Consider the following 19,957-nt stretch of genomic DNA (forward strand, 5'->3'; position numbering starts at 1 on the left):
CGGCGCTGAGTGCGGGTGCTGCACGCATGCCCTGGCAGCGTTTTTTTCTCGCCTGCATCACGGGCGACGCGCTCTACGCCTTCGCCCTGGTCGCAAGTGGTGCGCACTTTTTGCCGAAGGGCGCTTGGGCCCCCGCAGTGCTCGCGCCGATCGGGATCCCCGTGGCCGGCACCCTGCTATGGCGGCGGTTTTCGCGGCGAAAAGCACCTCCTTCGCGCTTGGCCTCGGCAGCGGCAGGGCTAAACTCGAACGGTGGAGACGCTCAGCCCCGAAGCCATCACCGCCCTCGTGAACCGCTATGATCGGCCCGGGCCCCGCTACACGAGCTATCCCGCCGTCCCTGCCTGGAACGAAGGGTTTGGCCCCAGCGACTACGCGGCACGCCTCGATGACTGGGCAGCGGCACAGCGCCAGGGCGTAGCGGCGCCCCTGTCGCTCTACGTGCACTTGCCATTCTGCCGGCAGCGCTGCCTCTACTGCGGCTGCAACGTGGTCATCAGCAGCAAACACGAGATCGTCGTGCCCTACCTCGACACGCTCGAGCGGGAGATCGAGCTCGTGGCGCGCCACCTCGGCCCGTCTCGCAACGTCGTACAGCTTCACCTCGGGGGCGGCACGCCGACGTACCTTGCCCCCGCCGAGCTCGAACGGCTCGGCGAGGTCGTCGCGCGCACCTTCTCGTTCGCAGACGACGCCGAGCGATCGGTCGAAGTGGACCCGCGGGTCACCACACCGGAGCACCTCGGCACCCTGCGCGCCCTGGGCTTCGATCGGATCTCACTGGGCGTCCAGGATCTCGATCCCGACGTGCAAGAGGCCATCGGCAGAGTGCAGCCCGAGGAACAAACCGCGGCGTTCTTCGAGACCTGTCGCAAGGCAGGGTTCTCCTCGATCAACGTCGATCTCATCTACGGCCTGCCCCTGCAGACCGCCGAGAGCTTCGCCGCCACGATCGATGCGGTGGTGGCCTTGGGACCCGATCGCGTCGCACTGTTCAGCTACGCCCACGTCCCGCATCTGCGGCCCCATCAAGCCAAGATGCCCGTGGCCTTGCTTCCTGCACCGGCCCACAAGCTGGCGCTTTACGTGGAGGCCGCCCGCCGCTTCGAGGCAGCCGGATACACCTTCGTCGGCCTCGATCACTTCGCCAAGCCCGAGGACGAACTGGCGCGCGCCCACGAGCGGCACACGCTTCGTCGTAACTTCATGGGGTTCACCACGAAGCCCGAAACCGACGTGGTGGCGTTCGGCATGTCGGCCATCAGCGATGTGTCCCATGCCTATGCGCAAAACGACTCTCACCTGCCCGCGTACCGGCGCCGCATCGAGGCCGGTGAGCTGGCCACCACGCGCGGGGTGGTGCTGACCCCGGACGATCGCGTGCGGCGTGACATCATCATGTCGCTCATGTGCAACGGCCGCACCGACGCCCGCGCCCTGTCTGCCCGCCACGGCCTCGACTTCGCCACCGCCTTTGCCCCCGAGCTCGCCGCGCTGGCGCCGCTGGTGGACGACGGTCTTTTGACGATCGACGCCCACCATGACTTGGTGGTCACCGCGCGCGGGCGCTGGGTCATGCGGAACATCTGCATGGTCTTCGACGCCCATCTGCCCACTCTGCCCGCACAGGCCGCCCACGCCCCGGCGCGCTTTTCGCGCACGATCTGAGCGGCGCGGGGGTACCGGACGCGACCTGGAAAAAGCCGTGTCGCGACGGGGCTCTTCGAGATAGGCCCGCTTCAGGCTGCGCGAAACGCGCTATGGTTGGGGGTATGCCGTCGCGGCCTCGACACAAAGATTTCACTCTTGGACCCGTGCGCATGCCGCGCGCCGTCGCCCTGCTGATTGCACTCGTGCTGGTGGTGTCGGTGGCGGCCGCGGTGACCAGCCGCAACGCCAGCGTGTCGCTCGGGGCGCTCTTGGTGCTGCTGCCCTCGGCCGTTGTGCAGGGGCAGCTCTGGCGGCTCGTCACCTGGCCCTTTTTGGAAGGCGACCCGCTCGGCCTGCTGTTCTCCTGCTACGCGCTTTATTGGGTGGGACGCGACCTCACCGAACAGTGGGGGCAAAGTCGCTTTTTGCTGCGCGCGCTTGGGCTGACCCTGGTCACGGGCGTGCTCACCACAGGGCTGGCTTTGCTGTGGCCGGGGCTGGGCGCCGCAGGGGCGTGGCCGGTGCTGTCGGGGTTGATCGTGATGTGGGGCCTTGTGTTTCGCACCCGCTCCTTGCATTTTCTGGGCGGTTTTTCGCTGACAGGCCTTCGCGTGGCTCAAGTGGCCGTGGGCATTACCGTGCTCTACGCATTGTTCGTGGGGCTGGCCCCCTTCGTCCCCCACTTCATCGCGGAAGCGCTGGGGTTCGTGGTGATGAGCGGCTGGCGCCTGCGGCGGGGATCTCCGCCGGCGACGAAAAAACAACGAGGGCCCGCCCAGGTGTTCTCGTTCGCAGACTGGCACGCCGAAAACGAAAAGAACCGAAAGAACTGAACGAGGCCGCGCGTCGAAGCGGCCGTCACGCGCTCACATCACGGCGCCAAGGGGCCAGGGCGCAAACTCTGCCTCACCATAGCCGAGAAGCTCGCTCTTCGTCTTTTCGCCGCTCGCCACGCGGACGATCTGCTGGAAAATGCGTTCGCCGCAGGCCTCGAGGGTTTCGGTGCCGTCCACGATGCTCCCGCAGTTGATGTCCATGTCCTCTTCCATGTAGGTAAAAAGAGCGGTGTTCGTGGCCAGCTTCAACGAGGGCGTGGGCACGCAGCCATAGGCCGAGCCGCGCCCCGTGGTGAAGCACACCACGTTCGCACCCGAAGCCACTTCACCTGTGGACGAAACGGGATCGTAGCCGGGGCTGTCCATGAAGTTCAGCCCGGGTTTTTTCACGGATTCGGCGTACCTGAGCACGTCCACCAGGTTCGTGGTGCCCGCCTTGGCTGCCGCCCCCAGCGACTTTTCCAGGATGGTGGTGATGCCGCCGGTTTTGTTGCCCGGCGAAGGGTTGTTGTCGAGATCGCCGCCGTTGCGTTCCGCGTAGTCGCGCCACCAGGCCATGAGGTCGACCAGCTTCTGGCCCACCTCGGGCGATACGGCACGGCGGGTGAGCAGATGTTCGGCGCCATAGGTCTCGGGGGTCTCCGCCAAAATCACGCTGCCGCCGTGTTGCACCACCCGGTCCGAAGCCACACCCAGCGCCGGGTTGGCCGTGACGCCCGAAAGCCCGTCGGAGCCGCCACACTGCAGACCCACGGTCAGGTGCGACAGCGGCACGGGGCGGCGCCGGTGCTGGTTCGCCTCGGGCAAGAGTTCGCGCACGAGAGCCACCCCACGGGCCACCGACTTGCGGGTGCCCCCCTCCGCTTGAATCGTGAACACGGGCAAACGGGGCCTCACCTCCCCCACCTTGCCCACCCGTACCAGCTCGGGCGCCTGGTTGACCTCGCAGCCGAGCCCCACCACGATCACCGCCGCGAAGTTCGGGTGGCGCGCAAAGCCGGCGATCGTGCGCCGCAAGACATCCAGCCCTTCACCCGTGCCCATGCCGCACCCGAGTTTGTGCGTGAGCGCCACCACGCCATCCACGAACGGAAACGCCGCGAGCGGGTTGTCCCCACCCCGAGGCGCGGGCCGAAACTCATCGGCGATCATGCGGGCCACGGTGGCCGAACAATTGACGGAGGTGAGAATCCCCACGTAGTTCCGGGTGCCCACGCGGCCATCGGCGCGGACGAAGCCGTCGAAGGTGGCCCCGGCAGGGGCAAACGCGGTCGGCGCCACATCGACACCAAACGCGTGCTGCTGGTCGAGGTCACGAAAGCCCAAGTTGTGCAGGTGGACATGCTCACCAGGCTCGATGCGCTGGGTGGCAAAGCCAATCACTTGGCCGTACCGCCGGACGGGCCCTCCCGCAGGGATGGCGGCAGTGGCGAGCTTGTGTCCTGCCGGAACCTCGGTGGTGATACGAAGCACGGCCCCCCCCTCTTCGACCTCGGTCCCGGGCGGCAGCGTGCGCCGCGCAATCACGACCTGGTCTTCGGGGTGCAAACGCAAAACGGGACTGAGTGACGAAACCTTCATGCGTGTGCTGCACTCTAACAACGCGACAAGTGCGTGGCGAGCCACCGCCCACGCGTTATGATTTGGCCCCGAGGCGCCCCTTGCAAACGATCTTCGCGACTGCTCTGGTTCTGGGCCTGCTGATGGCACTCATGGCCATAGGCGTCATGCTCAAGGGCAAGGCGCTGCGTGGCTCGTGCGGTGGCTCCACGGGCGCCTGCGGGTGCAGCCCCGCCAAACAAGCCCGCTGTGCGGCCGAGGGCAAAGGCCCCCACCCTCACGAGGCGCTTGCGGCCGACGACGACCTCGACGAGCCCGGGACGGCCGCTGCGCCGGCCCGCGCACGCACCCACCTGCCCGTGCTCGACCCCCGGTCCGATTCCTGAGCGGCCCGCCGGCAGGCCCCGCTCTTTTTTGCGAAGAGGAGAGCCATGAACCCCACGTCCGTCCCTCCCGAGGGTGAGCCCTCCCCCGCCTCGCCTGCGCCTGACCCGGCACGAGCCCGGCGCCCCTTCGGAATCTACCCGAGCCCGCCGCTTCACTGGGTGGGGGACGGCTTTCGCGTGGCCGGATACTTTTCGCTCATCCCCGACGCCGCCCGCCGCCTCGACCCCTTCTTGATGCTCGATTATCACCCCCCCTACACCTACGAGCCTGCGGCGCGGGCCCGCGGTGTGGGCGTGCACCCGCACCGCGGCTTCGAAACGGTCACCCTGGCCTGGCAGGGACGAGTGGCCCACCACGACAGCAGCGGCGGCGGGGGTGTCATCGGCCCTGGCGACGTGCAGTGGATGACGGCAGCCTCGGGTGTGCTCCACAAGGAGTACCACGAGGAAAGCTTCGCGCGGCAAGGCGGCACCTTCCACATGGCCCAGCTCTGGGTGAACCTGCCCGCGAAGCACAAGATGGATCCTCCGCGCTACCAGGCCCTCACCGCCAGCCAGATGGGGCAGGTGGCGTTGCCGAACGCGGCCGGCCACGTACGCATCATCGCGGGCGAATATGCGGGCACGCGGGGCCCCGCCCTGACGTTTTCCCCCATGAGCGTGCTCGACGTTCACGTGAACGCAGCCGCCCCCTTCCACCTGCCGATCCCGCCGTCGTGGAACGCGGCAGCGCTCGTGATGAAAGGCGACGTCACGCTCCCCGGGGGGGAACGAGCGGCGCAAAACGACTTCATCGTCTTTGGCAAGGGGGGGGACCACATCGAGATGGAGGCCGGCACCGACACGCAGCTGCTCGTGCTGTGTGGCGAGCCCCTCGCCGAGCCCATCGTTCAGTACGGTCCCTTCGTGATGAACACGAAGCGCGAGATCGAACAGGCCTTCTTGGACCTGCAGCAGGGCAAGTTCGGCCAGCTCGAGGACTGAGAACGCCCCGCAGGGGCCAAGACCGTGCCCCTTTGCCCCTTACGAGCGGCCTCGGCTCGGATCTGCCAGCAGCGACATACGAAACAGCTTGCCCTTCACTTTGACCTTGCCCTGACCCGCCTTCAGCTTCGCCTGGAGCTCGGACGTGAACGCCGGCGCGAGGGAGATGTACGCACGTTCCTTGACCACATCGATCTTGCCCACGGCGTCCCCGGTCAGCGCGAACTCCGCCACGAAGGCTCCCAACAGATCGCCAGGACGCAGTTTGTCTTGGCGCCCGCCCTCGACGACCCAGGTGACCCGAGGGGCCGCGGGCGGGGTTCGGTTTTCCGGCAGCGGGGGCAAGGGCTCCCACGACAGAGCCTGCTTGTGCGGAAGAGCGATCGCCGCCGCACGGTCGCGCTCGCCAGGCGCACACAAAGCCAAAGCCAGCCCTTCCTGCCCCGCGCGCCCCGTGCGGCCGATGCGGTGCACGTGGATGTGGGGATCGAGGGGCAGCTCCCAGGAGATCACCAGGGGAAGCCCCTTGATGTCGAGACCGCGCGCCGCCACGTCGGTGGCCACCAAGATCGTGCAGCTTCGATGCGCAAAGCGCAGCAACACCTCATCGCGTTCACGCTGCTCGAGCTCACCATGAAGAGCCAGCGCCGCAAACCCATCGGCGCGCAGCGCGGCCGCGACCTCACGCGTGTCCTTGCGGGTATGGCAGAACACCAGCGCGGACTCTCCGGCAGCTGCCAGCAGCAACGAGCGCAAGGCCGTCAGGCGCTCTTCCGGTGAGACTTCATGAAACACCTGGCGAACGGCGGGGGCGGCTTCATGAGCAGCCACCGTGATCTCGGCGGGCTTCGTTTGAAAGCGCCGGCTGACCTGACGAACCTCGTCCGTATAGGTCGCCGAAAACAAGAAGGTTTGGCGTGTCCGCGGTGCGGCTTTGACCACGTCGTCGATGGCATCGAGAAAGCCCATGTCCAACATGCGATCCGCCTCATCCAAAACGAGAACCTGCAAACCTGACAAATCGAGGGTGTCGCGCCGGAGATGATCGAGGAGCCTGCCGGGGGTCCCCACCACGATCTGCGGGGCGGGCACGAGGGAGGGCGTTTGCGTGCGCACGGGCACACCCCCGCACAGGGTCACGAGCTTCACATTCGGAATGAACCTTGCCAAGCGGCGCAACTCGCCGCTGACTTGCTCGGCAAGCTCGCGCGTGGGGCACAACACCAGGGCCTGTACCCGTGCGTCTTCAGGCCGCACCCGTGCCAGCACACCCAAGCCAAACGCCACCGTTTTGCCGCTCCCGGTCGTGGCCTGCGCGATCACGTCCTGGCCGGCCAGCATCACGGGCACACTGTGCGCCTGGATGGGCGTCAAGGTATCGAAACCCAAAACGGTCGTGGCGCGGGCGAGAGGCTCGGGTAACCCCAGATCGGCAAAGCTAGGCATGCGCGCATAGCTAGCGCATTTGGCAGCCCTTGGAGCGGCGATCGTGTGATGGGCAGCGCCTGCCGGCGTTCCTACAGGACCACGATCGTCTCGCCGGGGCAGCCGAAGTAAACATCCAGAGTGTCTTTCGTGCTGGCACGGACCGCATCGCACGCGGCCCCCCAAAGCTCGATGGTCTTGCCGTCGGGCGAAAACGACCACCCGTTCGCTTGCTTGTCGTCGCGCGTGACGTCCTGGCCCCCGAACCGGACCAAAACGTTGCCCGCATCTGGCGGCAACGACGAAAGAGGAAACCGACAAGACATGGCCATGTTGGCGATCGAGCCAAAGCTCTCGGTGACCGCCAAACCCTTTTCGGGTGCGTAAAACTTCAAGCCGCTCGGCCGTGCCCGGCCGCCCGCTTCGGCCATCTGGTTGAAGAACTCGACGGCGGTATCATCAGGCCCGCCACCGTCCAACACGGCGGCCACGCCCATGACAAAGGTCTGGATCCCTTTCATTCGGGCCGCGAGCACAGCATCAACGGCCTCCTGCTTCACGATCGCACGGCTCTCGTAGTTGCCTTCGGTGTTCCGGCACGTAGGGGGCTGGGATGCCACCAGAATCATGAACTGATCCTGGGGCCCCTTTGCCTCGAGCAGAATGTTTGTACCGCGCGTGACCGCCAACGCGACGGGACGCCAGAAATCGCCGCCGTTGGGGACGGGATCCCCTCTCTTGACGCGTTCTACCTTCGCCAGGGCGTCGGCGAAGGCAACGCTATCGAGTGACCCCAGGGGAATGGCGGGTGTCGATGCCACCGACTCGGTGGCGCATCCCGACTGCAGGACGCCCGAGAGGGTGGCGGGGATCTCAGCGGACGTCACCGGATACACCAGTGCGCCCCACCGCAGGCCCACAGGCTGAGAGACGACCGTTTTCTGCAAGGCCGAGATCACTTCGTCCCAAAGGGGACGAAACGTGGGAGCGTCCGTATCTCCCCGCAGGTCAACGGATTCGCCGTCCGTCTTCGCCGAGAACATGAAATGGGAGCGATCGAGAACGACCAAGACGTCCGAGGCTTTTCGTGCGACGGCCTGTTTGACGACACCACAGTTATTGGACTCGTCAGGAGGCTTGGGGGCGTTGTCTCCCGAAGGCGGCGACAACGTGGGTGGAAGCTCGAAGTCGATGACCGGTGGGGAGGGGGCTCCACCCGCACCGTCTGGAGGCGGCAGCTTGCCTCCGGTGGGGCCGCAGCCCGCAAGCAACGTAAGCACCATCGCCGGCAGACGGAAACATCGCATGGTCTCGAAATTAGACCCGGCGCCCGCGGCATCGGCAAGCGCGGGCAACATCATCCTCGCCCTCCGTCTAGAATTGTGAAGGCATACCGCTTTTTCTTGTCAGGCCACCGCGGGCTGCCGTCACTAAGAAAAACGGCGCCGCTTGCCATACGCCGAAAACCCGCTGTTTTGCCGCCTCATGCGACCCCCGGCCGGGCGCACGACGGCTACGAGGCAGGTGATGCTTATCGTTCCGTCAGCGCCTGGCGTACGAGATCGGGAGCCACGCGTGTGGGGGGCACACGTCGGGCCCGACGATCGGAAGGGTCGCGGAACCAGGACCGAACGTCCGCATCGAAGCCCAGGCCATGCATGTAGTTGTAGAGGGCCTTGCGCAGCCCTCGGCCGAGAAAGTCGTGATCCGTCCCGGTCGGATCCACGAACGCCAGTTCGTTGCGTGCAAAACGAACCTCAGGCTGGGGATGCAGGCGAATGCCGAAGCGCTCGGGCGCAAGACCGATGGGGCTATGGGCCGTGGCAGCCAGGCGGTGCCAATACGCCGATTGAATGCACCCCTCCTCGAAGAGCTGGCGCACACGCTCGAGCGCATCGATGGTCTCCTGTTCGGTTTGGCTCGGGAACCCGTACATCAGGTAGGCGTGAACCATGACACCGGCCTCCGTGAACGCGCGCGTGACCCGCGCCACCTGCGCCACGGTCACCCCTTTTTGCATGAGCTTCAACAACCGGTCGGAGGCCACTTCAAGTCCACCGCTGACTGCCACGCAGCCCGAGCGCGCCAGAAGCTCGACCAGCTCGGGTGTGAACGTCTTTTCGAAGCGAATGTTGCCCCACCACGTGATCACCACCCGCCGCTCCAACAGCCGCTGCGCCAGCGCGCGTAAGCCTGCAGGCGGGGCGGCTTCGTCGACGAAGTGAAAACCCGTTTGTCCGGTTTCGTCGATCAAGGCCTCGATGCGATCCACGAGGACATCGGCGCTGGCGGGATCGTAGCGCCCGATGTAATCGAGCGAGATGTCACAGAAGCTGCACTTTTTCCAATAGCAGCCATGAGCCACCGTCAGCTTGTTCCAGCGGCCATCCGACCAGAGCCGGTGCATGGGGTTCAGCATCTCGAAGAGCGAAACGTACTCACGCAGGGGCAGGCCCTCGTAGGTGGGTGTGCCGATGTCGCGATGGGAAACGTCGTGCATCTCTTCGTTGCTTCGCAACACCACCTCGTTCCCTTCACGCGCGAACGTGCGAAACAGGGGTGGGCGCGGGGACGCAGCCGCCTGCAGATGAGCGATGAGCGCGAGCAAGGGCCGTTCTCCGTCATCGAGGGTGATGTAGTCGACGTAGTCGAAGACACGGGGCTCGCGAAGCGTGCGCAGCTCCGTGTTCACGTAGCCACCGCCCAGCACCACCCGAAGCTTGGGCATGAGGGCTTTCGCGGCCCGGGCGATGCGAAACGCACCATACACGTTTCCCGGAAAGGGCACGGTCAACCCCAAGAGCTCCGGCTCGTGTTCCGAAACGAGCGCGCGTGTGATTTCATCGAGCCACGTATCGATCAACGTGGGCGGCCCTTCGAGCGCCTGCCGCAGAGGCTCGAAGGTGGGGGTGCTATCCGCCAGGGATTCGGCGTAGCGAGACAGCTCGAACCTGGGATCGATGCCGGTGCGCATGACGTCGGCCAGGTCATCCACGAACAAGCTGGCAAGGTGCTTGGCCTGGTCGACGGTCCCCAAGGTTCCGAACGCCCACGCCAGTTGGTCATCACCTCCGCCTTCGAGCGCGCCAAAGCGCGGGCCTTCCGGCAAGAAGTCACGCCCGCCGATACGCAGAGCCAAGGTGGGATCGCGGCCTTGCAAGAACTTGATGGCGGCATCCACGGTGTCGATGTAGCGCTCGGCGTTCTCCAGGAAAAAGCTCACCGACGGCGAGGGGGGAGAGCTGCCGGCTTGGCGCTCGAGCTCTGCCCGCACAGCCGTCAGGCCTTGCCGGCTGAAGACACGCAAAAACAAAGCCAGCGCGGCATCAGCCTGCGCGACCACGACCCCGGGAACCTCACTCTGGTGACGCAGAAACCCCGTGAGGTACGCCGTGGCGGGATACGGCGTGTTCAGCTGAATCATGGGCGGGGTGATCAAGAGAATGCGCATGGGCTGCGGCAATTTACCACCTGCGGTCAAGCCAGCGTCGTCTTCGCCGCCGACTCCGGGCGGAGGTCACCACCCCCGAAGCCGCGCCGAGAGGCGATAGCGGGCCGTGACGACGGGGTAGGATTGCCCCAGCAGCGGCATGGACGCGGTGTGCGCGCCGGGCGCCCAGATGTTGATGACGGAGGGTGAAGCCCGCGCCCCCGACACGATGCCGACGTGATCGTAGGGCGAGCCATTGGCGATGCCCGTCTCGAAGAACACGATTTCGCCAGGCGCAAACGGAGTCTCTTCGAGCGGCACGGGTTCGGCGAAGCGATCGAAAAAGGTCACCAGGTTCTTCACGCGCCGATGATCGATCGACCAATCGGGAGCCCGGGTGCGCGGGTAGGCGGCGGCCCGCAGCAGACGATCCTCGTACACGAGCGCTTGCAGATCGAGCCCTGCCGCGCGCATCGCCCTCACGACGATGTCACTGCAGACGGCATGGTCTGGCGGAATGTCCCCCCCGGGATACGCAAGCCGCGCATAGCTCATGGCCCGCTCGGTGTAGAGCGCGGGTCGTGTCAGCTGCTCCCGGGCTCCCGCTTCGATCCGCGCCGCCAGGTGCGTTCGGGCCTCTTCGGCCGCTTGGCGTGAAGAAAAGACGTCAACCCGTGTGCCCTGCGCGGTCAGAGCAAACAGGCGTTTGACGTGCTCGTCCGAAAGCGCAATGCACCCCAAGGTCCAATCGGGACGGGAGCCACCGCCGTGGATTCGTATCGAACCCCCTAGACGCGTGGTCTGCTGTGGGGTGTGGCCCGCACGCAGCTGCGTCAGGATCCGCTTGTACGAGGGCACGTCGATGAGCCCCGCGCCCACGCCCTTGCGTGCATGGGAGGCCGCGGGATAGCTGAGCAGCATCGAACGCGCGCCGTAGCGCTCGGGTGAAGGGGCCTCTTCGCGCAGACTGATGAAGAAGCGCCCCTCGGGCGTCGCGCGGTCACCTCGTTGCGCTTTGTCGCCGGAAGGGGCGTCGGCCCCCAGCGCGATCGGAAAGCTCTCCACCACCGTGGTTCCCTTCAGCAAAACCGCGCGCCGCTCTGCCTTGTACACCTCGACGACCACGTCGGAGAGGACGTCCCGAGGAACGAAGCCACGCGCCTGGCCCACCTTCACCTCGGCCATCGGGGGCCCCACCCCGTCCCTGAGGTTCGGGTCAATCACCCACACGGTCTCGTTGGCGAAAAGACGGGCAACGACCGGCGCCCGCAGCGAGGGCGCCCGACGCACCTCCACGGGGGCGAGCGTGTAAAAGCGCGTGGCCAGGCTGTTTGCCTCTTGCGGCAGCGCTTCGCCTCGCGCGGCAGCCGCCCACGACAAAGCGGTGAACACGAGACCTGCGACAAAACCTGCAAAGCGCATCAAGGCGAGAGCCTCCGGCGAGCGTAAGGGCGGCCAAACCGAGCATAGCGCTCCTGATGACGCGGATCGCATGCGGTTGGCGCGGAAGGTGCCTTCCCCATTTCCTTAGGGGACCTCATCCTCGCGGCATGTACGCTTTACATGCTAGCATGTACAGATGGCGGACATAACAAAGGTATCCGAGCGCGGCCAGAGCGCCATTCCCGCGCGCTTGCGTCGCGAGCACGGGGTCTCGCCGGGAACCGAACTCGTGTGGGAGGCCGTTGGCCCCGACGAGTGGCGCGTCCGCATCCGGCGCGCGCCCCCGGCGTCCCCCAACCCCTCGGCGATGCGAGGATTCGCAAGGCGGTTTCGAGCGGTCAGAACGACCAAGAGTTGGATGGACGAGCTTCGCGAGGGTGAAGAGTAGTGCTGGTGGTTGATACCTGCGTTCTCATCGACATCGCCGATGACGATCCGACTTTCGGGGAGCGCTCGGCGCGGTGCTTGGAGGCGCACCTGGCGAGCGGCTTGCTGCTATCGCCCGTTTCGTTCATCGAACTCGCTCCGGTGTTCGACGGCTCCCTTCGCTTGCTCGATGAATTCCTCAGAGGCGTTGGCGTGACCGTGGCCGACGAGTTTGGTGAACAGGAGCGCCTGGCGGCTTTCAGGGGATGGGCGCACCACGTTTCGCAGAAGCGGACCGGCAACGTCAAACGTAGACCGGTGGCGGATGCCCTGATTGGCGCGCTGGCGCTGAGGCACGAGGGGATCATCACACGCAATCCTCGTGACTTCCGCTCGTTTTATCCCACCATCGCCGTCGTGGAGCCCTAGCCGCCACGCTGACGCGCCCACCACGTCGCCGGTGGCGATTGTGTTGGCGACGATAGCAACATCAAGGGGCGACCGTTTGCGAACGCCGTCAGGTTATGCCATGATGGTCATCATGCGATATCCGGCGGGGCATAAGGACGAAGTCCGGGCGCGCATTGTACGCGTCGCGTCGCGTGCGCTTCGCCGCCACGGCTTGAGCGGCGTCAGCATTCCGGACCTGATGAAAGACGCCGGCATGACCCACGGCGGCTTTTACACGCATTTCAAAGATCGCGACGACCTGCTGGCGGCGGCCGTACGCGCTGCCGCAGACGAGACCGCCACGGGCGTGCTTGCGGCCGATCATCCCCTTTCGGAGAGCCTCGGCCGCTATCTCTCGCAGGCGCACCTCGACCATCCCGAATCCGGCTGCGTCCTGGCCGCGCTTGGCACGGAGGCCGCCAAACAGCCCCCGCGCGTGCGTAAGGCCTTCGCGGAGATCGCGCGGGGCTTCGTCAGGCTGTGGGAGCGCCCGCGCGCCGCCCCCAAAGCCGCCACCCTCGAGGTGAGCGACGAGGCCTTGGTGCGCGCCGCCACCATCGTGGGCGCCGTGGTCCTCGGTCGGCTCTTCGACGAACGCTCTCTTTCCGAACGCTTGCTGAAAGCAGCGCACCAAGCGGTGACTCGCTAGGCGAGCGCACAAGAACCAGACACGAGCGTGAAGCCACACCCAAAGGAATGATGATCATCATGCAATGCCTTGAAGATACGAACGACGAAGTCAAATCGGCCCCGCGCATCAGGACGCGCGGATCCCTCGCCGTCTTGCTGGTCATGCTGGCCGCTTGTGCCAGCGTGCCCCCGGTCGGGCAAGGCGCGAACCAGATTGCCACGACGGACGATCCGGCAGAGATCCACTGGCCCCAGAGCTACCAGCCAGAGGACGCCACCTTCTTCGTTCACAACGAGACCGAGGTGCTGGCACCACCCGAGGTCGTCTGGGACATCCTCGTTCAAGCCGAGGCCTGGCCCACGTGGTACGAAGGCGCTCAGGACGTCAAGGTCCGCTCTTCCCGCGGGCGTTTGCATGAAGCCGCGTCCTTCACGTGGACGACGATGGGCCTCGACTTCACCTCCACCGTCGAAGAGTGGCATCCGCCCACGCGCCTGAGCTGGGAATCCCGCAAGCGCTCGATCAAGGGCTACCACGCCTGGCTTTTGGTGCCCACCGAGACCGGATGCCGTTTGGTCACGGACGAAGCGCAGTTTGGGTTCCTGGCCTTCATGCAGAAGATCTTCATTCCCAACAAACTGCACCGGCTCCATGACGTGTGGCTTGCCGAGATCAAAAGGAAAGCTGAAGCCGCCCACGCACGGGACGCGACCGGGCCGGGCAAGGCAGGCCCTCTTGCCGCCGGTCAGGAAGGAACGCCATGACGTCTCTGCAGCGGCGGCTCCGCGAACAGTACGGGCCCTGGGCCGTCGTGACAGGTGCCTCTGACGGCATCGGCCGGGCGTTTGCGCACAGCTTGGCATCGGCCGGCATGTCCTTGGTTCTCGTGGCCCGCCGCGAGCCGGTCCTTCAGGCCCTTGCTGAGGAGCTGTCACGGGAGCACCCGATTCAAACGCGGGTGCTGGCCGCGGACCTCGGGAGCCCCGCAGGCCTCGCCGCCGTGATTTCCGGCACCCAGGATCTGGACGTGGGTTTGCTCATCGCCGCGGCGGGGTTTGGGACGGGAGGTCCGTTTCTGGATGCCGATCTCGACAATGAGCTGAACATGCTCGCCGTCAACTGCCACGCGGTCACGGCGCTTTGCCACGCATTTGGTCGACGCTTCGTCACGCGGGGGCGGGGCGGCCTCGTGCTCATGAGCTCGCTGGTGGCGTTTCAGGGTGTACCCCGCGCCGCGCATTACGCAGCAACCAAGGCGTACGTGCAGTCACTCGCTGAAGGGCTGCGGCTGGAGCTCAGCCCCCGGGGCGTTGACGTCGTCGCCAGCGCCCCGGGCCCCGTCCACAGCGGCTTTGCGGCGCGGGCGCACATGACCATGGGGTTCGCACAAACACCAACCCAGGTGGCCGCTGGCACGCTTGCAGCGCTTGGGCGGCGGACCACGGTGCGCCCGGGGTGGCTGGCCAAGCTGCTCGAAGCGTCTTTGGCCCTCTTGCCGAGGTGGGGCCGCGTGCGGGTGATGGCGGCCGTGATGGCCTCGATGACCAAAACGCCCGAGGGTCAGCGGCCCCAATGAGAGCGCGCCGGCGTTGCGAAGCAAGCGCGCCGCACTATACACTCCGCCCATGGCACGCAAACGCAACGCACCCCTCCTGACGGGGCTTTGGGTCCTTGGATTCCTCGGCGCCGGGGCCTGTGGCGGCGATGATGAGCCCACCACAGCAAAAACCTTTGCGGCCACCTACGTGAACGACTGGGCAACCTACTGCACGCGCGTGGGGTTGTGCAGCGCCGAAGCGGGGCAGGTCTGTGCGGAAAGCATCCTCGAGCCCGCTGCGGTCGAAGCCGCCGTGGACGAGGTCAGTTGGACGAGCCGCGACATGGACACCTGTGCGCAGGCGCTGCGCACAGCTGACGATTGCCGGCTTGCGGGTTCGTGCGATCAGCTCCTGGGCACCCCACAAAGCGGCACCGCTTCCCTGTGCGGTGTGGGCGAGGACTTGGACTTTTGCTGCTTTGGGCCCGATGGCGAGGAGATCGACTGCACCCCTGCGCTCGTGCCCTGCCGGGAGGAACTGATCGCGGCAGCCAAAGCCTGCCAGAAGATAGAGTCCGTGCTGTTTGCAGGCGACGAATAGGAACGCCCGGCCCCTTCACGCCAACTGCGCGGCGTGATGCTGCAGGTGGTCTGCGATGAAGGTCTGAATGAAGAAGTAGCCGTGGTCGTAGCCCTCGTGGCGGCGCAACGTGAGCGCTTGGCCCACGTGCCGGGCGGCCGCCTCGAACACCTCCGGTTGCAGGCGATCGAGAAACGGATCTGCCAAGCCCTGGTCGATGAGGATGGGTGTGTTCACCGGTCCGTGTTTCAGCAGCAGCTCGGACGCGTCGTGCGCTCTCCAGATCGCGCGATCGTCGCCCAGATAGTGACTAAACGCCTTTTTGGACCACGCCGATTGGGAAGCCGCGCAGATCGGCGCCAGCGCCGAGAGCGACCTGAAGCGCCCCGCGTGTTTCAGGAACAAAGTCAGCGCGCCATGCCCCCCCATCGAGTGGCCACACAAGCCCATGCGGCCCTCGTCCACGGGAAAGTGCTGGATCAACAGCTGCGGCAGCTCGTGCACGATGTAGCTCTCCATGCGGTAGTTGCGCGCCCAGAGGGCAGCCGTTGCGTCCACGTAGAAGCTTGCGCCCATACCCAGGTCGCCGCCCGCGCCCGCGGGCACACCTTCCCCCCGGGGCGACGTATCGGGAGCCACCACGGTAAGGCCAAGCTCGGCCGCCATACGGTAGGCCCCCGCCTTCACGGTGAAGTTTTCCTCCGTGCAGGTGAGACCCGAAAGAAAAAACAACACGGGCCGTCGGGCCGCTTCATCGAGCGACGGCGGGACAAACACCGAAAAGCGCATGTCGCATGCGGTGCTGGTGGCGGCGTGCCGGTGATAGCTCAGCGTGCCGCCGAAGCATTTGTGACGTGACAGAGTCTCCATGGCGATCCTTTAGAACGTGACCACGCTACGGATGCTTTTTCCTGCGTGCATCAGGTCAAACGCCTCGTTGATCCTTGCGAGAGGCATCGTGTGCGTGATCAGGCTATCGATGTCGATTTTGCCGTTCATGTACCATTCGACGATCTTGGGCACGTCGGTCCGGCCTCGGGCGCCGCCGAAGGCAGAGCCCCGCCACACGCGCCCAGTGACCAACTGAAACGGCCGCGTGGAGATCTCCTTGCCCGCCCCCGCCACGCCGATGATCACGCTTTCGCCCCAGCCCTTGTGGCAACACTCCAGGGCCTGCCGCATGGTGGTGGTGTTGCCGATGCACTCGAAGCTGTAGTCGGCGCCGCCTCCCGTGAGCTCGATGATGGCGTCCACGATGTTGGGCACCTCGAGGGGGTTGAGGAAGTGGGTCATGCCGAAGGTCTTGGCGATGGCCATTCTTTCGGGGTTGATGTCGATCCCCACGATCTGGTCGGCGCCCACCATGCGTGCGCCTTGCACCACGTTGAGCCCGATGCCCCCAAGACCAAACACCACCACCTTCGAGCCTGGTTCCACCTTCGCGTCGAACACCACCGCCCCCACGCCCGTGGTGACGCCACACCCGATGTAACAAACCTTGTCGAAGGGCGCGTCGGGCCGAATCTTCGCCACCGCAATTTCTGGCAACACCGTGAAGTTCGAGAACGTGGAGCAGCCCATGTAGTGGAGCAGGGGCACACCGTCCAAGGAGAACCGGGAGGTGCCATCGGGCATGAGACCTTTGCCCTGGGTGCCTCGAATCTTTTGGCAGAGGTTGGTTTTAGGGTGAAGGCAATACTCACACTCCCGACACTCGGGCGTGTAAAGCGGAATGACGTGATCACCTGGCGCGAGCGACCTGACGCCGGGCCCCACGTCCACCACGACGCCTGCGCCTTCGTGGCCCAGGATCACGGGAAACGCGCCCTCCGGATCGTCTCCCGAAAGGGTGAAGGCATCCGTGTGACAAACGCCCGTGGCCTTGATCTCCAGCAGAACCTCACCCGCCTGCGGCCCCTGCAGGTCCACGTGTTCCACACTCAGGCCTTTGCCCGCCCCAAACGCAACCGCCGCTCTGGTCTTCATGCGGGGCAGTTTAGTCGAATCCCCGCTTCGGCGAGAGCCGCCCCGCCCCGAACAGGCAAACGAGCACACCCGGCCCCGTTCCGTTACCCTGATCCCGTGACCAAGGACGTTCGCACGTTCACACCAGGGCTGGGGCGTTACGTTTTCGTTGGGCTCGGGGCGCTCGTGGGGCTCGGGCTCGGCCCTGCCCCTGTGGCCGCGGCCACGGTGACCCCCACGGCGCCGGCGGCCCGCAACTACTTCGCGCCCCACCAAACCACCCGGCTACGACAGGAACTTGCTCAACAAATCCTGCGCGACCTGACGATTGCGGCCAAACAGCGAAACGCCCCCCCGCCCGAGGTGGACCTGCGCTTGATGCGTCTTTCGGCCGATCTGCTTCCGCACCTCGACCACAACCAGATGCCGAGCGTGGGGCTGCAGGAGTTTTTGATGAGCCACCACGGCATTGGTGAAATGCCGCCCCACCTGGTGGTGTTGAAGGTCGTGGCCCGTAACAGCCAGGTCCGCAAACGTCTGGTGGCCGAGCTGGCCGCGGAGCTGGGGCCCGGGCCCCCGGTTCGGGTGGGGGTGGCGGTTGACGACGGCATGTTCGAGACGGGCGCCGTGCTGGCGCTGTCGCGTCCCTCCGTGCAGATGCTGCCCGTGCCGCGCCAGCTCGCACCCGAGGCCAGCGCTCTCATCGCCGGTACCCTGTCGTCAGGTTTTGCGAGCCCCGAGGTGCACATCGCCACGCCGGACGGCCGGGTGCGCGCGCCCGAGGTGCGCGTGTTCAAAGCAAGCTTTCGCTCGCAGGTGGCGTGCGACGCCGGCGCGGGCGTTTACCGCGTGGAAGTGGCCGCGCGGGCCGCGCAAGGAAAGCAGATGCTGGCCAACTTTCCCGTTCACTGTGGCGTGTCCCCCCCGACGCAGCACGAGTTGGTGCTGGCAGGTCGCCCCGAAACCACGGACCCCGAAGCGGCGCAGGCCTTGGTTCTCGAGGCTGTCAACCAGGCGCGGGCCGCGTTCGGCAAGCCCCCGGTCACGCGCGACGGGCGTCTGGCGGGCGCCGCCCTGGAACACAGCCGCACCATGGCCCGCAGAGGGACCGTGCAGCACAGCCGCACCTCCACGAGCCGCGGGGTCGACGTGGCTGGCACGGGCGCCCTGGTCGTTCTCGAGAACGTGGCCAGCGGCCCCTCCCTGGCCGACATTCACGCCAGCCTGATGAGCAGCCCCGCCCACCGCGCCAACATCTTGGACGACCAGGTCACGCGCCTCGGGATTGGCGTCGTCACCGTCACCCAGCCCGATACGCGCGCGGTGCTTTACCTCACCCAGCTCTTCGCACGCTGACACACCCCTGGGTTCGCCGTTACCCCCGCGGCAAGCGTCGGGCCAGCTCCGCCTGCTGACGAACCACACGCGCGTTGCGCGCCGCCAGCGCGCGGAACGACGGCGAGATGGCGTCATGCCGCTCTACCGCGCGCCAGAAATCCTCGGCGGCTTCGCATACCGAGGCCCAGACAGCGCCATCATCGGGCCCCGGAAACACCGGTGCGAGAGGGGCAAGCTCCGGCAGTTCCGACTGCCGGGGCGCGTACCGAGCCGGGCTCATGTCGTAGGCGGGTGCGAGGGCGTGCACCTTCAGGGCCTGCATGAAGAACATCAAGTTGCCCGCGTGCATGTCCGTGTTGCCAATCAACTCCCCGAAACGCTGTCGCCAGCGAACGGTCAGCACCGCATCCGTTGGCACGACCCCCAAAACGGAGAGTCGCTCCGCGGTGGAGATCCATCCATCCAAGGCGCCAAGGAACTGAGCGTCGAGGGCGAACAGCGAGATGACACCCCGCCGGCCATGCCCTGGCAGGCGGTCGAAACGCTCGCTTTCGAGAAACGTTCGGCCGCCCGCAAACAGAAGCTCCGTGCGCGCGGCATCCTGTCCGTACGTGCGCATGCTCTCGAGGGCGAGGTGTTCGGCGACGAGCAGATCCGAAATGCGTTCGGCCAGCCCGTTGGTCGTGGGAGGAGAAAACTTCACGAGCGCGGCGCGTCCGTTTTGGGAACGCGCTACGAGGAACTTGGGTTGCTCACCTGCGGCCGACGATCCCGCCTGTCCCGTACCCAGCACATCATCGGCCATGCTCGGATAGCGGCGCATGCGCTCCCCATCTGCCACGTAGGCGACATCTGCCCGGGTGCTTTCCAAGAACTTCTTCCAGGCGGGCTCACCCAAGACCAGGTTCCCGGGAAGGTCCCAGCCCATGCGGCTACAGTAGGCCACCACGTTGTCCGCCGTCCAAAGCCCGATGTCGAGCGGAAAGCCGAGTTCAGGGTGCAGGCGGGGGATCAAGCGCCCGAGAAACCCGGCCGGACGCATTTCGTGCAACACGTAGGGCAGATCCTCGAAGTAGCCTTCCGATGCGGCCTGCGTGGACGCGAGCCAAAAAGCCCGCGGAAGAACGCCGTGCAGCACGGCCACCCGTAAAGACGTCCCGTCCGGCTGTATCTCGGTGACCGGCACCGCCTGTCCCGCATCAAGGATCTCGCGTACGCCCAGATACCGGGTGGCCCGGGCGCGCCCTGACACCAAGAGGCGGGAGGCCCAGGTGCGCGTGAGCCGCGAAAAGGTGGGGCGGCTCACATCGAGCACGCGCATCGCATCCGTGGGCCGACAGGGGCCCCGCATGAGGAGGGCTCGAAAGGCCCCCCAA

At 66.2% G+C, this 19,957-nt stretch carries 20 protein-coding genes; 12 read left to right on the forward strand and 8 right to left on the reverse strand.

What is annotated here, in order from left to right; all coding sequences use genetic code 11:
* The 3 genes from KA712_18490 to KA712_18500 form a co-directional block, all read left to right on the forward strand.
* Window positions 1–302, forward strand: a 302-nt coding sequence (locus tag KA712_18490) for a hypothetical protein (GenBank protein MCG5054957.1), incomplete at its 5' end; no start/stop codon positions are given.
* Window positions 253–1,668: an oxygen-independent coproporphyrinogen III oxidase gene (gene hemN / locus KA712_18495; GenBank protein ID MCG5054958.1), complete on the forward strand. Its 1,416-nt coding sequence runs from the start codon at window positions 253–255 to the stop codon at window positions 1,666–1,668. The genes KA712_18490 and hemN, both read left to right, overlap by 50 nt.
* A 146-nt stretch (window positions 1,669–1,814) precedes the next feature.
* On the forward strand, window positions 1,815–2,483 hold the full coding sequence (locus tag KA712_18500) for a rhomboid family intramembrane serine protease (protein ID MCG5054959.1): 669 nt from the start codon (window positions 1,815–1,817) through the stop codon (window positions 2,481–2,483).
* A 33-nt stretch (window positions 2,484–2,516) separates the two neighbouring features.
* Here the strand turns inward: KA712_18500 and KA712_18505 are convergent, their stop codons facing one another.
* Window positions 2,517–4,067, reverse strand: coding sequence for an altronate dehydratase family protein (locus tag KA712_18505; GenBank protein ID MCG5054960.1), 1,551 nt, complete (start codon window positions 4,065–4,067; stop codon window positions 2,517–2,519).
* An 80-nt stretch (window positions 4,068–4,147) separates the two neighbouring features.
* Here KA712_18505 and KA712_18510 point away from each other — a divergent pair, with 80 nt between their 5' ends.
* Together KA712_18510 and KA712_18515 are read left to right on the forward strand one after the other, a co-directional pair.
* Complete coding sequence (locus KA712_18510) at window positions 4,148–4,432, forward strand: hypothetical protein (protein ID MCG5054961.1); 285 nt, start codon at window positions 4,148–4,150, stop codon at window positions 4,430–4,432.
* A gap of 159 nt (window positions 4,433–4,591) precedes the next feature.
* Window positions 4,592–5,416: a pirin family protein gene (locus KA712_18515; GenBank protein MCG5054962.1), complete on the forward strand. Its 825-nt coding sequence runs from the start codon at window positions 4,592–4,594 to the stop codon at window positions 5,414–5,416.
* 39 nt (window positions 5,417–5,455) lie between these two features.
* Here the strand turns inward: KA712_18515 and dbpA are convergent, their stop codons facing one another.
* The 4 genes from dbpA to KA712_18535 all read right to left on the reverse strand — a co-directional run bounded on the left by dbpA (window position 5,456) and on the right by KA712_18535 (window position 11,693).
* Entirely contained in the window at window positions 5,456–6,862 is a 1,407-nt protein-coding gene (dbpA, locus tag KA712_18520) for an ATP-dependent RNA helicase DbpA (protein ID MCG5054963.1), read from the reverse strand.
* Window positions 6,863–6,933: 71 nt separating this feature from the next.
* Window positions 6,934–8,202, reverse strand: a complete 1,269-nt coding sequence (locus tag KA712_18525) for a hypothetical protein (protein MCG5054964.1) — start codon at window positions 8,200–8,202, stop codon at window positions 6,934–6,936.
* A 170-nt stretch (window positions 8,203–8,372) separates the two neighbouring features.
* A complete protein-coding gene (locus tag KA712_18530; protein MCG5054965.1) occupies window positions 8,373–10,292 on the reverse strand; it encodes a radical SAM protein in 1,920 nt (639 codons plus the stop codon).
* Window positions 10,293–10,358: 66 nt separating this feature from the next.
* On the reverse strand, window positions 10,359–11,693 hold the full coding sequence (locus KA712_18535; GenBank protein ID MCG5054966.1) for a DUF1287 domain-containing protein: 1,335 nt from the start codon (window positions 11,691–11,693) through the stop codon (window positions 10,359–10,361).
* A gap of 157 nt (window positions 11,694–11,850) precedes the next feature.
* On the opposite strand from KA712_18535, the gene KA712_18540 reads away from it, so the two are divergent.
* The 6 genes from KA712_18540 (at window position 11,851) to KA712_18565 (ending at window position 15,299) form a co-directional block, all read left to right on the forward strand.
* Window positions 11,851–12,102: an AbrB/MazE/SpoVT family DNA-binding domain-containing protein gene (locus KA712_18540; protein MCG5054967.1), complete on the forward strand. Its 252-nt coding sequence runs from the start codon at window positions 11,851–11,853 to the stop codon at window positions 12,100–12,102.
* On the forward strand, window positions 12,102–12,509 hold the full coding sequence (locus tag KA712_18545) for a hypothetical protein (GenBank protein ID MCG5054968.1): 408 nt from the start codon (window positions 12,102–12,104) through the stop codon (window positions 12,507–12,509). The genes KA712_18540 and KA712_18545 overlap by 1 nt, the downstream gene beginning before the upstream one ends.
* Window positions 12,510–12,621: 112 nt before the next feature.
* Window positions 12,622–13,179, forward strand: coding sequence for a TetR/AcrR family transcriptional regulator (locus KA712_18550; GenBank protein ID MCG5054969.1), 558 nt, complete (start codon window positions 12,622–12,624; stop codon window positions 13,177–13,179).
* A gap of 59 nt (window positions 13,180–13,238) precedes the next feature.
* On the forward strand, window positions 13,239–13,925 hold the full coding sequence (locus tag KA712_18555) for an SRPBCC domain-containing protein (GenBank protein ID MCG5054970.1): 687 nt from the start codon (window positions 13,239–13,241) through the stop codon (window positions 13,923–13,925).
* Window positions 13,922–14,737 (forward strand): SDR family NAD(P)-dependent oxidoreductase, encoded by an 816-nt coding sequence (locus KA712_18560; GenBank protein MCG5054971.1) that lies wholly within the window; start codon window positions 13,922–13,924, stop codon window positions 14,735–14,737. The genes KA712_18555 and KA712_18560 overlap by 4 nt, the downstream gene beginning before the upstream one ends.
* Before the next feature lie 49 nt (window positions 14,738–14,786).
* The gene (locus tag KA712_18565) at window positions 14,787–15,299 is read left to right on the forward strand and encodes a hypothetical protein (protein MCG5054972.1); all 513 of its coding nucleotides are present in this window, start codon (window positions 14,787–14,789) and stop codon (window positions 15,297–15,299) included.
* 15 nt (window positions 15,300–15,314) lie between these two features.
* On the opposite strand, the gene fghA is transcribed toward KA712_18565, so the two are convergent.
* Together fghA and KA712_18575 are read right to left on the reverse strand one after the other, a co-directional pair.
* Complete coding sequence (fghA, locus tag KA712_18570; GenBank protein MCG5054973.1) at window positions 15,315–16,148, reverse strand: S-formylglutathione hydrolase; 834 nt, start codon at window positions 16,146–16,148, stop codon at window positions 15,315–15,317.
* A gap of 9 nt (window positions 16,149–16,157) precedes the next feature.
* On the reverse strand, window positions 16,158–17,264 hold the full coding sequence (locus tag KA712_18575) for an S-(hydroxymethyl)glutathione dehydrogenase/class III alcohol dehydrogenase (GenBank protein ID MCG5054974.1): 1,107 nt from the start codon (window positions 17,262–17,264) through the stop codon (window positions 16,158–16,160).
* 96 nt (window positions 17,265–17,360) lie between these two features.
* Here KA712_18575 and KA712_18580 point away from each other — a divergent pair, with 96 nt between their 5' ends.
* Window positions 17,361–18,599 (forward strand): CAP domain-containing protein, encoded by a 1,239-nt coding sequence (locus tag KA712_18580; protein ID MCG5054975.1) that lies wholly within the window; start codon window positions 17,361–17,363, stop codon window positions 18,597–18,599.
* A gap of 19 nt (window positions 18,600–18,618) precedes the next feature.
* Here the strand turns inward: KA712_18580 and KA712_18585 are convergent, their stop codons facing one another.
* Window positions 18,619–19,932, reverse strand: a complete 1,314-nt coding sequence (locus KA712_18585; GenBank protein MCG5054976.1) for a HipA domain-containing protein — start codon at window positions 19,930–19,932, stop codon at window positions 18,619–18,621.
* Between the last annotated feature and the right edge of the window lie 25 nt (window positions 19,933–19,957).

It is taken from the genome of Myxococcales bacterium, assembly GCA_022184915.1.
Taxonomy (GTDB): Bacteria; Myxococcota_A; Polyangia; order Fen-1088; family Fen-1088; genus JAGTJU01.

Bases quoted from the DNA above. Each gene is read 5' to 3' on its own strand.
- KA712_18505 (MCG5054960.1), bottom strand. From the start codon at position 4,067: ATGAAGGTTTCGTCACTCAGTCCCGTTTTGCGTTTGCACCCCGAAGAC.
- dbpA (MCG5054963.1), bottom strand. From the start codon at position 6,862: ATGCCTAGCTTTGCCGATCTGGGGTTACCCGAGCCTCTCGCCCGCGCC.
- KA712_18525 (MCG5054964.1), bottom strand. From the start codon at position 8,202: ATGATGTTGCCCGCGCTTGCCGATGCCGCGGGCGCCGGGTCTAATTTC.
- KA712_18530 (MCG5054965.1), bottom strand. From the start codon at position 10,292: ATGCGCATTCTCTTGATCACCCCGCCCATGATTCAGCTGAACACGCCG.
- KA712_18535 (MCG5054966.1), bottom strand. From the start codon at position 11,693: ATGCGCTTTGCAGGTTTTGTCGCAGGTCTCGTGTTCACCGCTTTGTCG.
- KA712_18540 (MCG5054967.1), top strand. From the start codon at position 11,851: ATGGCGGACATAACAAAGGTATCCGAGCGCGGCCAGAGCGCCATTCCC.
- KA712_18550 (MCG5054969.1), top strand. From the start codon at position 12,622: ATGCGATATCCGGCGGGGCATAAGGACGAAGTCCGGGCGCGCATTGTA.
- KA712_18555 (MCG5054970.1), top strand. From the start codon at position 13,239: ATGCAATGCCTTGAAGATACGAACGACGAAGTCAAATCGGCCCCGCGC.
- KA712_18560 (MCG5054971.1), top strand. From the start codon at position 13,922: ATGACGTCTCTGCAGCGGCGGCTCCGCGAACAGTACGGGCCCTGGGCC.
- KA712_18565 (MCG5054972.1), top strand. From the start codon at position 14,787: ATGGCACGCAAACGCAACGCACCCCTCCTGACGGGGCTTTGGGTCCTT.
- fghA (MCG5054973.1), bottom strand. From the start codon at position 16,148: ATGGAGACTCTGTCACGTCACAAATGCTTCGGCGGCACGCTGAGCTAT.
- KA712_18575 (MCG5054974.1), bottom strand. From the start codon at position 17,264: ATGAAGACCAGAGCGGCGGTTGCGTTTGGGGCGGGCAAAGGCCTGAGT.
- KA712_18585 (MCG5054976.1), bottom strand. From the start codon at position 19,932: ATGCGGGGCCCCTGTCGGCCCACGGATGCGATGCGCGTGCTCGATGTG.